Raw genomic sequence first — 10,475 nt, 5'->3', positions numbered from 1 at the left:
ATTACTGGAGCCACTCCTGGTCAAGGAGATTATTTCTTTTTTTTTTTTTTTTTTGAAGCAAAAACTACTTCTACAAACGCTGGTGTTGCCAATGCTCAAATTGTATCGGTCAGTGCAGGTGATTTGGCTCTTTCTTTAGAAGGTCCTGATGGTGATAAAGGTTCACGATTTATGTGGCAAGATGGTTTTCCTGCAATTTGGGGTGCCCGTACCAATGGAAATAACATTATTGAATTGGAGGTTGATATCAATCCAGGCGATGGAACTTCTACGAGCAGAAATACATTTGGTGTGTACATCTTCAATGCTGCAGGTGACCGTGTTCTTGGTGGTTTTGTGGTTCGTGCTGCTACCCGTGAGTTATTGCTTGTGGCGTATTCTACACCAACTGGAAATCCTGTTGGAAACTATACTTATAATTTAGCGGCTGCCCCTGGGATTCAATTGCCTGCAAATACGGTAAGTAGAATTGGTGTTTCATACAACGTTACAACACGTCAAGTACTCATTAAAGGGCCAGGTATTGCTGCTGCGGGTGTCGGTGTTTTAGGCAGTTCTACTGCTACTGATCCTGCTGAAATTGATTTTGTTTCTTTCTCAGGAAATACAACTGCTGCACCTAACACAGGTTCTACTACCATGGTAATGGATAACTTAGTAGTCCGTGCATCAAGCACAGACACTTTATTGAACACCACAGAAATCGTTTCTGAAGGTTCCTTGACTGTTTTCCCTAATCCATCAACCGATGTATTTAATGTAAATTCTCCTTCAGCTTTTACTTCATATACAATTATGGACATCAACGGAAGAATTGTAAAAACAGCTACAATGGAAGCTTCTACACAAACTCAAATTAACGTAGTTGATTTAGCTCCGGGAGCGTACATTTTAAATGTTGTTTCTGAAAACGGTACAGCAACTCACAAAATTATCAAGCAATAAATTATTAATTACACGAATCTTACTTGATAAAAAAAGACTAAGCCTTTGCTTAGTCTTTTTTGTTTTTGAGCCCGAAGCCATAAGCATTACAGCACCCGCCAATCCAAGAATGAATAGGCCAAATATGACCATCATGACGTATGCATGATTGACCCATGAATACAAGAGAGAAGTACGATTTAGCATCACTTTTTTAAAAATTGACACTCAATTGTACGGAGGTAATTGAAGTTGCGAGCTTATATTTGTCATATAAACCGATCTTTAATTGTGGAGTTCTCTATGGTACAAATAGTTTTGACTCCAAACAATCGATAGCGATTTTTAGCCAGTAATGCGTATATCTTGTCCGTAACAAATTGAGGAAGAATTTTAAAAATCATTAGCCCATTAAAGTACCAAGGTAATGATCTTACAATTTCAAAAATTGCAGCTGATTTAATGTAATAGGATTTTTGAGGAACATAAAGAATAATGCTGTCCATTTTTAAATATTCAATTCCTAAGTATTTTTGAACCGATTTTCCGGTTTCCGATTGAAGTTCAGTAAAGTAAAACACTTCTTTTTTATCGTGACGTAATAGTACACGTACCCAATAATCGCACAACATACACTGTCCATCATATACGATTAGCTTTTTGGAATCAGGGATTGAAATCAATTTTTGGGTCGTTCTACAAATTCCAACATTTCGAGACTCACTTTGGATGTGAATAGTCCATAATTTACGGTAGCCTTATTTTTTTCAATACTGTCCAAAGTACCTACAGCTTTTCCGTCTGTCATCCGAACGCGATCTCCAACTTGTAGCGTAATTTTGGGTTTGACACTCGCTTCTTGTTGGGCTTTTATCTTCTTTTCCTTTTTCTCTGTTCGAATAGAAGCCACAGCAATATTCAATTCGGCGACCACCTTTTTTTGAACAATTTCCTTTTCCTTTTTCTCTTTAGCGCTGATTTTTTTACGCTTCGAATTTTCAATCTCCACCAATTTAAGAAAATCTCCAATCAGCACTTTTTTATTTTTATCCGAAAAATATTTCTCGGCAATGTCATCGATTTTCTGTCCCATATATATCAACCGCTGATTCGCATCATACATTTCTTGGTAGCGTTCCAATTTTTCCTGAATTTTTTTGTTGGTTTGCTCCAAACGTTTGCTTTCTTCCCGTGCTTTACTTTCTTCTTCTTTCAGATTCTCGGACGTTTTTTCCATACGGCTCCGCTCTTTCTGAAGCTTGGCAATGGTTTTGTCAAAACGAACTTTCTCGCCTTCTACTTTCTTTTTTGCCCGATTAATCAAACCATAGGGAATGCCATTTTTTTGGGCGACTTCAAAGGTAAAACTACTTCCCGCTTGACCAAGGTGTAGTTTATAAAGTGGTTCCAACGATTGCTCATCAAACAACATGTTTGCATTGGTGGCACAAGGCAATTCATTGGCCAGTATTTTTAAATTGGTATAGTGTGTAGTGATTATCCCAAAGGCTTCTCGATGGTAAAATTCTTCTAAAAAAACTTCGGCCAAAGCTCCCCCCAAATCAGGATCGGAACCTGTTCCAAATTCATCGATTAGAAACAAGGTTTTAGCATTGCATTTCTTTAAGAAGTAATTCATGTTTTTCAACCGATAACTGTAGGTACTCAAATGATTTTCAATAGATTGATTATCTCCAATATCGGTTAAAATACGATCAAATAGTAAGGTCTCGCTTCGTTCATGAACAGGAATGAGAATACCCGATTGCAACATTAATTGCAACAAGCCAACCGTTTTCAAAGCAATCGTTTTTCCCCCAGCGTTGGGTCCCGAAATCACAATAATACGGTTGTCTTGGGTTAACTCAAGGGTTTGAGGATAGGTAACTTCATTTTTCTGTTTGTTGGTAACATACAGAATCGGGTGGTAGGCTTCCCTTAGAAAAATGCGCTTCTCCTCGGTGATGTTGGGAAGAATGCCTTGAATTAGCTGGGCATATCGAGCTTTGGCATGAATGACATCAATGGTACTCAAGTAATCCTGATATTGATGGAGCAATGCAGCAAAAGGGCGAATATCAAAAGTAAGACGTTTTAAAATGCGAACAATTTCTTCCCGTTCTTCGTATTCATATTGATTCAATTCTCGGCTATACTTCAGCGTAGCTTCAGGTTCAATGTAGGCAATACTTCCCGTTTTTGAACTGCCCATGATGGAACCCTTAACTTTACGACGGTACATGGCCAAGACGGCTAAAACTCTTCGGTTTTCAACTACCGTTTCTTTGATATCGTCCAAATACCCCAAACTTTGGTAATGCACTAAAGCTTGTCCAAAACTTTGATTCACTTTACCGCGAACCAGGTTAATATTTCGACGAATATTAACCAAATCGGGAGAAGCATTATCACGGATAACTCCGTATTTGTCAATGACGGCTTCAATTTTTTGAATGATGACTTTGGTGAACTCTACTTCTGAAGCCAAAAGATGAAGCGAAGGATAGTAGGTATTGAATTTTTTTAAAAAAAGTAAATGAGTGTTGACCGTTTCTGAAGTTGCCGCTATTTTTCGAAAGCTATCTATTTCAAGGAAACTATCTTCAATAGAAAGCATTTGTATGTCGGACGAAAGGGTATCAAAACCATGATTGGGAATAGCATTATTATTGGAAAACGAGGAAACATACTCCGAAGTTTGGTGCAAAGCAGCCATCAACGGTTCTTTATGCGAAAAAGGCCCAATTTGTTGTGCCTTTTCCAGCCCTAATTCAGTAACACAGTATTGAGAAATAGTTTCCAAAACTGTATGAAATTCGAGATCTTTTCGCGTCTTTTCTGTTATTGCAATCATAATAAAACTAAACAGATCAAAGGTACAAAGTCAACGGTGCCTATCCTTTACTTTTTCCTTATTTTTGATAAAAAATTAAGAAATGTTATTCTTACCGTCCTCATGGTCTTTTTTACTTCAAGAAGAAATTGAAAAACCCTATTTTCAAGATTTAAATCGTTTTATGACAGAAGAATACAACCACCATCTTTGCTTTCCGCCACCAGAACAAATTTTCGCTGCCTTTGACCAGTGTTCATTCGACAATACCAAAGTAGTAATCATCGGGCAAGACCCATATCACGGACCCGGTCAAGCGCATGGGTTGTCATTTTCTGTACCCAAAAACGTGTCTCATCCGCCTTCCCTGCAAAATATTTTTAAAGAATTAGAATCCGATCTAGGAATTCCTTACCCACAGTCGGGTTGTCTGCAGCATTGGGCTTCACAAGGGGTTCTTTTATTGAATGCAATTTTGACCGTAAGAGCGCATCAAGCGGGAAGCCACCAACGAAAAGGATGGGAGAAATTTACGGATACGGTGATCCAAAAACTCGCCCACGAAAAACACAATTTGGTATTTCTATTATGGGGGAGTTATGCGCAAAAGAAAGGACAATGGATTGACCGATCGCGTCATCTCGTACTTGAATCAGGACACCCTTCGCCACTGAGTGCCAATCGGGGACTCTGGTTTGGAAATCGCCATTTCAGTCAAACAAATGCTTTCCTTTGTAAGCATTATAATCAAGAAATGAAGTGGTAATTAGTTGACCGTAAAGGTGTAAAACCCACTGCTGTTCAAGGCATTTGATGTGGTGTAAATCAGTAAGGTAATGGCGTCAGATGCTGAATTGGAGCGCAATTCTACGATATCTGTTTCTTCACTGTTGTATCCATAACTTAAGCGGTAGGTTCCCGCGCTCAACAAAGGCAATCCGGCTCTAAAAACATACGCATCTTGAACCGTATCATAGGGAGCTGTAGCCAAATAAAAGCCAAGATTTTGGAGTTGTCCACTACTTACGTCCATTTGATTCGCAGGCACCGAAACAGGCACCCATTCAGTACCATTTTGTTTTTCTAAAACATACGAAAAGGTTAGGGTAGGTGCATTATTGGTCGTTTTTCGAATATCCAAGGGAGTGCTTTGTCCTAGCTCATTAACCAAACGATTCACCACGCAATTCACTGTAATTTTATCACCAACAGTATAACTAGTTTGGGTATCAATGTTTAGTAATCCATTGACGCGAACATATTCGGTATTGTAAAAGTCATCATCGTTGGTATCACAACTACTGAGGCTAATGGCAAAAAAACTAAGAAATAGTAAAACAATTTTTTTCATGACTTTGTAAGATTAAAAACGATACCCCAAATTAATTCCCACTCGACTAATCACATCGGGACTCATTTCGTTGTTGATGAGATTGGAACCAAAACCAACGAGTACTTCCAAAGCAAAAGCTTCTTTGAAATACATTTTATAACCCAAACTTCCCCCTAAAGCAAAATCATTGTATTGGGTTTCTTTGATGGAATAAAATCCATTTCCGCCACTGTTTTCGCGCACAATTTCCTTAAAATCACCGCCATTAGCTGAAGCAAAAATTTCGGCGAAATAGTAACGCGCTTTACTTTTTGAGAGGGCATAGCGTACATAGGGATTGATTTCATACCGCGGGATGTTATTGCGAAATCCGTTTTTGTAATCTTCCTCGATTCGGTCACTATTCGAGAAGTTACCGTTGACCCCCATAGAGAAACTTCCATTAAAAAATCGCTCGTAACTTATACTTATTTTACCATAAGCTAAAGCCTGAAGGACATCGACACGAAATTCATTTTTCTTAGTTACTAATGATGATGATTGTTCTTGTGCCCAAGAAAAACCAAAACTAAATAGGAGCAGGAGTAAAGCTAACTTGCGCATAGTTTCGAATTTATAAGGCTAATATACTAAATATTTTACCCGAGAACATTTAATTCAACGTCAAAGCACTTAAAATTTCTTCTTTCATAAAAGGACCGCCCGGATATTTGGCGGTATAATCCAAGTTCAACCACACATTGCCACGTTCATCGATGTGATAATGTACTGCTTTATGCTGACTTTCTTTGGGGAAAAGCACTTTTTTGATCAAATAATTGACCGTTTCCATATCTTTTCGAGTACCAATGTGCAATTCAGGATAAATGTGGCCAGGAGTATGAATCAATCGGGGAATGCCACCAATAGATTTGACTGCTGCCGCCATGAGAATGGAATGATCGTCGCAATCGCCAGAAAGGTATTTCAGCGATTCATCTGCTCGAGCAATGTATTCGTGACCCACCGGATCATGTACATAGTTCCACTTGGAATTGATTTCTTTAAAAACAGCAAAACATTGAATGAGTCTCTGATAATCCTGATAGCCTTGCACCGATTTAAAATGGGTGTTAATTGCTTTAAGGGCAAAGTTTCGAACTTGCGGATGGTCGTAATCAATGGCTTTGATAATCTTGGATTTATTGGGAAAAGGAAGCAATCGGTCGATTACAATATCTTGCGGATAAGGACTGTCCTCCATAGCATAAAGCATCGATTGGTACTCTTCAAATACATTTTGGAATCCGTAACCGCCTACAACAGTACCCCAAATCAAAAAAATGAAATAGCCGGCAATGCTTATAAAAATTACTTTTCGAAGTCGAACTAAAATCCATTGAAAAACACCCAAAATCAGTAACAGAAGCCCAACACGATCTATTGCTAAAGGCCATTCGGGGTTGGTGAGATTTTGATGAAATATTAAAAAAACGGGAATCGTAAGCAGTAGGTTGAGTACCCCAATAATGACTTTATCCCAAGGATTTGGAATCGCTAGTTTCTCTTGCCATTGTCGGAAACGCGAAAAGAAAAGTTTAGTCATTGAAGGGCTTACTACAACATTTTTACTACCGAAGCAAAGGTATCTTTTTTATCGATAAGGTTTAAGTTCCACAAGTGATTTTGAACCTGTTCAAATTCGGTTTCAGTGAAAGGATTTTGACTCCATTCGGTACATGAAAGCCATGCTTCTAGGGCTTCCTCTTTTTGATGAAAACGTTGAGCAAGTTGCGCGATCAATTGGGATTGCTCTTTAAAATGTTTTGTTTTTGCATTAATCGTATTCAAAATGGAAATAACGGCCTCTTTTTCGTTTACTAGAACTTCGTCTCGAACAGCAATCACAAAACAAGGCCACGGGGTGGGACAAACGCCAATACGACGAAATACTCCTGAATCTACTAAAGGTTGCGTCATAAATCGCTCCCACATAAAATAATCGGCAGTACCTTGTTGTAAGGCACCTACTGCACCCTCAATCGTGTGAACGATTTGAAACTGTAAAGCGGAGGTATCCCAACCTTGTTGTTGTGCATGAACGTAAGCCATCAAATGCGAACCCGAACCGAAACGCGATATGGCCGCAGTAGTTTGTTGTAAATCGGAAATCGCATAAAATGCAGATTTATCACCCACATGAATCCCCCAAAGGAGCGGAGTCGCAACGTAGACTTGCACTATTTTTGCGGGACAACTTCCTAATATATCTTTGACCATGCCTTCGGTTAATACAACAGCCATGTCGGTTTCGCCTGAACGAAGCATTTGACACATTTTTCCAGTACCTTCAGGGATGTCGGTCCATTGCAAATCAATACCATCGCGCTCAAAATCTCGATTAGCCAAACTTTGATACCAAGGCATATTAAAATGCTCGGGAACGCCTACAATTTTTATTGTTTTCATGGTTTCAACGTAGGATTATTAAAGGCATACCAATTCCAAAGTACGCCAGCGGAATCAGGGTAGGTTTCTTGAAGTGTAAACCCCGTTTTTTGTAAAACACGATTGGAGGCGCCATTTTCATGATGAGCATACGCATGCATAATCGGAATGTTCATTTCTTGAAATCCATATTCAAGCCACTTACCGGTTGCTTCGGTTGCATACCCCTTACCCCAATGTTCTTCGGCAAGGCGGTACCCATAATCATAGAAATGAGTATGTCCATTTTCAACATGATCGTCGATAAATTTGATACCTGTCCATCCAATAAATTCATCGGTTTTTTTTAAAAAAGTGGCAAATCGTCCTATTTGGTTGCGTTCATATTGTCCCAGAATGTACTCAATAATTTTAACCGATTCTTCCCGTTCAAGCGTGGGTTGTTGCCATAAATATTCATGTACCTTCGGATTGTTATCCATGCCAAACAAATTTTTTGCATCCGAAATTATGAAGGGACGCATGAATAATCTATCGGTTTCTAATTGTTGTATCATCACGGTTTGATTTAGCCCCGACCTGCCTGCCGGCAGTCAGGTAGAGCCGATATCCTCGTAGCTTTAGTGGAGAGATAAAGGCGAAAGCAGGAAAAAGCTCCTTATTCCTTATTAGGATTGTGCTAATTTATTTAAAGTATACGCTATCAAGGCATCTACGGCTTTGTAAGGGTCTTCACTAAAGGTTCCGGTGGCGCGATTGGCAATGATGGCATTCAATGATAAACATTCATGACCTAATAATTTGCCCAATCCATAAATAGCTCCCGTTTCCATTTCTAAATTGGTCATTTTTATCCCTTCAAATTCAAAAGCATCCATTTTAGAATTTAATTCGGGATCTTGAATAGGCAATCGTAGTACCCGTCCTTGTGGTCCGTAAAATCCACCAGCCGTTCCTGTAAATCCTTTGATGATTTTTTCACTTTCGATGCGTTGTTCTAGGCTTTCGGACCCTTTAATCACATATGGACGTCCTTTTAGAATGTCCCAGTTGGTTTGTTGGATGAAAGCTTCTTCAATGTTTTTTTCAGAAATTTCATCAATTAAATAGGAGCGAAGCATATTATCCAATCCTAAGCCATATTTGCTCATAACAAAGCTATCGACCGGAATGTCTGCCTGTAACGAACCTGATGTTCCTATACGAATGATATTTAACGAAGTTAGTTCTTCTTTAACGGTTCGTGTAGTCAAATCTATGTTGACTAAAGCATCTAATTCGTTCATGACAATATCAATATTGTCGGGTCCAATCCCTGTAGACATTACGGTCATTCGTTTGCCTTTAAAATAGCCTGTCTGGGTTTTAAACTCTCTTTTTTGTTGCGAAAATTCGATACATTCGAAGTGTTGGGTAATTTTTTCTACACGGTTTTGATCGCCCACAAAAATGATGTCGTGCGCAATATGTTCAGGAAGCAAGTTTAAATGGTACACACTGCCGTCGGGATTGAGTATTAATTCGGATGAAGCAATCATCGGTTTTTTTGATTAGTGATTAGTAAATAGCGATTAGTAACTAGTGACTAGCCCCGAAACTTTGGGGGTGACTTGTTAGTGGTTGAAGGATTAGAAAAATTGAATTACTTAATTATTTTTGTTCATTGACTCATAACTCATAATTTATAATTTATAATTCATAATTTATAATTCCTATCATCCTCCCACACGTTTAACTTTAAACCCTTTATCTTTCAATAGTTGCATGATTTTATCGCGGTAATCGCCTTGAATGATTATAGCGCCGTCTTTAAAACTGCCGCCTACACTTAACTTGGTTTTAATTTCTTTGGCCAGCATTTTGAAATCTTCCTCTTCTCCTTCATAGCCTTCGATAATCGTGGTAGGTTTGCCTTTTCGCTTTTCATATTTACAAATCATCGGTTCTTTTTGAACAAACAATTCATGTTCTTGAGTCGTTTCAGGTTCGGGTTCCGTTGGGATATAATCAGGAAATAGTTTTTTTAATTGTTCTTCTAAGGTACTCATGGGAGTGTTATTTTGTTACGTTTCATTGTTAGAAAAATCAAGTGGTAAAAAAACCAAATTCCAAATCCCAACAGTGCATTGGAATTTGGAATTTCGGTTTCGGAAATTTAGTTTCCTTATTTTTTGATCAATCCCAATTCCACTAAGCGCTCGTTCAAGAAGTCGCCAGCGGTGATATCCTCATACAATTTTGGATTGTTTTCATCAATACATTGGGGTAAGCAATCCAAATACATGTCACTCACAGGATGCATGAAAAACGGAATTGAAAATCGTGAAGTTCCCCACAACTCTCTTGGAGGATTAACTACCTGGTGGATAGTTGATTTTAATTTGTTATTGGTATGACGCGACAACATATCGCCCACATTAATCATCAATTCATCGTCTTGTGCAATCGCATCAATCCATTGCCCATCATGATTTTGCACTTGCAACCCTTTTCCTTGAGCACCCATTAATAAGGTGATCAAATTAATGTCTCCGTGAGCAGCGGCACGAACGGCGCCATCTTGGGGTTCATCGGTTATTGGAGGGTAGTGGATGGGGCGTAAAATGCTATTGCCGTCTTTGATGTAGTTATCAAAATAAAATTCATCCAAACCGATATGTAGTGCTAATGCACGAAGTACATAAACGCCTGTTTTTTCAAGCATTTGGTAGGCTTTTTTTCCCACTTCATTAAATTTGGGCAACTCCTCAACAATAACATTGTCGGGGTATTCGCCTTCCCATTTGGAGCCCTTACTCACGTATTGGCCAAAATGCCAAAATTCTTTCAAATCCCCAGCCGATCGACCTTTGGCATGTTCTTTTCCAAAAGATACATAACCACGTTGCCCTCCAATGCCTGGAATCTCATATTTTCCTTTGGTTTCCAATGGGAGATTAAAGAAGTTCCGCACTTCGT

General features: G+C 38.8%; 12 protein-coding genes. 2 read left to right on the top strand and 10 right to left on the bottom strand.

Translation table 11 applies throughout. The features are described 5' to 3' along the window. Nucleotides 1–945: T9SS type A sorting domain-containing protein (locus tag Q0037_RS08305; RefSeq protein WP_297517172.1), on the top strand; the 945-nt coding region annotated here is incomplete at its 5' end. Between the two features lie 248 nt (nucleotides 946–1,193). Here the strand turns inward: Q0037_RS08305 and Q0037_RS11890 are convergent. Together Q0037_RS11890 and Q0037_RS08300 are read right to left on the bottom strand one after the other, a co-directional pair. Continuing rightward, nucleotides 1,194–1,607: a thiol-disulfide oxidoreductase DCC family protein gene (locus tag Q0037_RS11890; RefSeq protein WP_367274085.1), complete on the bottom strand. Its 414-nt coding sequence runs from the start codon at nucleotides 1,605–1,607 to the stop codon at nucleotides 1,194–1,196. Next, the gene (locus tag Q0037_RS08300; protein ID WP_297517171.1) at nucleotides 1,604–3,778 is read right to left on the bottom strand and encodes a DNA mismatch repair protein MutS; all 2,175 of its coding nucleotides are present in this window, start codon (nucleotides 3,776–3,778) and stop codon (nucleotides 1,604–1,606) included. Before Q0037_RS08300 ends, Q0037_RS11890 begins: the two co-directional genes overlap by 4 nt. 82 nt (nucleotides 3,779–3,860) lie before the next feature. On the opposite strand from Q0037_RS08300, the gene ung reads away from it, so the two are divergent. Further along, complete coding sequence (gene ung / locus Q0037_RS08295) at nucleotides 3,861–4,523, top strand: uracil-DNA glycosylase (RefSeq protein ID WP_297517170.1); 663 nt, start codon at nucleotides 3,861–3,863, stop codon at nucleotides 4,521–4,523. Here ung and Q0037_RS08290 read toward each other — a convergent pair whose 3' ends face one another. The 8 genes from Q0037_RS08290 to Q0037_RS08255 all read right to left on the bottom strand — a co-directional run. After that, nucleotides 4,524–5,108 carry a hypothetical protein gene (locus tag Q0037_RS08290; protein ID WP_297517169.1) on the bottom strand — a complete coding sequence of 195 codons (585 nt, stop codon included), beginning with the start codon at nucleotides 5,106–5,108 and terminating at the stop codon, nucleotides 4,524–4,526. Nucleotides 5,109–5,120: 12 nt separating this feature from the next. Continuing rightward, the gene (locus Q0037_RS08285; protein WP_297517168.1) at nucleotides 5,121–5,693 is read right to left on the bottom strand and encodes a hypothetical protein; all 573 of its coding nucleotides are present in this window, start codon (nucleotides 5,691–5,693) and stop codon (nucleotides 5,121–5,123) included. Between the two features lie 49 nt (nucleotides 5,694–5,742). Next, nucleotides 5,743–6,675: a transglutaminase gene (locus Q0037_RS08280; protein WP_297517167.1), complete on the bottom strand. Its 933-nt coding sequence runs from the start codon at nucleotides 6,673–6,675 to the stop codon at nucleotides 5,743–5,745. A gap of 11 nt (nucleotides 6,676–6,686) precedes the next feature. Next, entirely contained in the window at nucleotides 6,687–7,538 is an 852-nt protein-coding gene (locus Q0037_RS08275) for a substrate-binding domain-containing protein (protein WP_297517166.1), read from the bottom strand. Next, complete coding sequence (locus tag Q0037_RS08270) at nucleotides 7,535–8,074, bottom strand: GNAT family N-acetyltransferase (RefSeq protein WP_297517165.1); 540 nt, start codon at nucleotides 8,072–8,074, stop codon at nucleotides 7,535–7,537. Before Q0037_RS08270 ends, Q0037_RS08275 begins: the two co-directional genes overlap by 4 nt. 111 nt (nucleotides 8,075–8,185) lie before the next feature. Next, entirely contained in the window at nucleotides 8,186–9,055 is an 870-nt protein-coding gene (locus tag Q0037_RS08265; RefSeq protein ID WP_297517164.1) for a nucleoside phosphorylase, read from the bottom strand. Nucleotides 9,056–9,232: 177 nt separating this feature from the next. Further along, a complete protein-coding gene (locus Q0037_RS08260; RefSeq protein ID WP_297517163.1) occupies nucleotides 9,233–9,565 on the bottom strand; it encodes a translation initiation factor in 333 nt (110 codons plus the stop codon). A gap of 116 nt (nucleotides 9,566–9,681) precedes the next feature. Beyond that, nucleotides 9,682–10,475, bottom strand: a 794-nt coding sequence (locus Q0037_RS08255; RefSeq protein ID WP_297517162.1) for a 2OG-Fe(II) oxygenase family protein, incomplete at its 5' end; no start/stop codon positions are given.

The sequence above is a fragment of the Flavobacterium sp. genome, from assembly GCF_027482425.1.
Taxonomy (GTDB): domain Bacteria; phylum Bacteroidota; class Bacteroidia; order Flavobacteriales; family Flavobacteriaceae; genus Flavobacterium.
This window is presented reverse-complemented; position numbering and strand designations above follow the sequence as displayed.

What these genes read in the sequence shown, in the direction of transcription:
- Q0037_RS08300 (WP_297517171.1), bottom strand. Translation starts at nt 3,778, where the DNA reads ATGATTGCAATAACAGAAAAGACGCGAAAAGATCTCGAATTTCATACA.
- ung (WP_297517170.1), top strand. Translation starts at nt 3,861, where the DNA reads ATGTTATTCTTACCGTCCTCATGGTCTTTTTTACTTCAAGAAGAAATT.
- Q0037_RS08290 (WP_297517169.1), bottom strand. Translation starts at nt 5,108, where the DNA reads ATGAAAAAAATTGTTTTACTATTTCTTAGTTTTTTTGCCATTAGCCTC.
- Q0037_RS08285 (WP_297517168.1), bottom strand. Translation starts at nt 5,693, where the DNA reads ATGCGCAAGTTAGCTTTACTCCTGCTCCTATTTAGTTTTGGTTTTTCT.
- Q0037_RS08280 (WP_297517167.1), bottom strand. Translation starts at nt 6,675, where the DNA reads ATGACTAAACTTTTCTTTTCGCGTTTCCGACAATGGCAAGAGAAACTA.
- Q0037_RS08275 (WP_297517166.1), bottom strand. Translation starts at nt 7,538, where the DNA reads ATGAAAACAATAAAAATTGTAGGCGTTCCCGAGCATTTTAATATGCCT.
- Q0037_RS08270 (WP_297517165.1), bottom strand. Translation starts at nt 8,074, where the DNA reads ATGATACAACAATTAGAAACCGATAGATTATTCATGCGTCCCTTCATA.
- Q0037_RS08265 (WP_297517164.1), bottom strand. Translation starts at nt 9,055, where the DNA reads ATGATTGCTTCATCCGAATTAATACTCAATCCCGACGGCAGTGTGTAC.
- Q0037_RS08260 (WP_297517163.1), bottom strand. Translation starts at nt 9,565, where the DNA reads ATGAGTACCTTAGAAGAACAATTAAAAAAACTATTTCCTGATTATATC.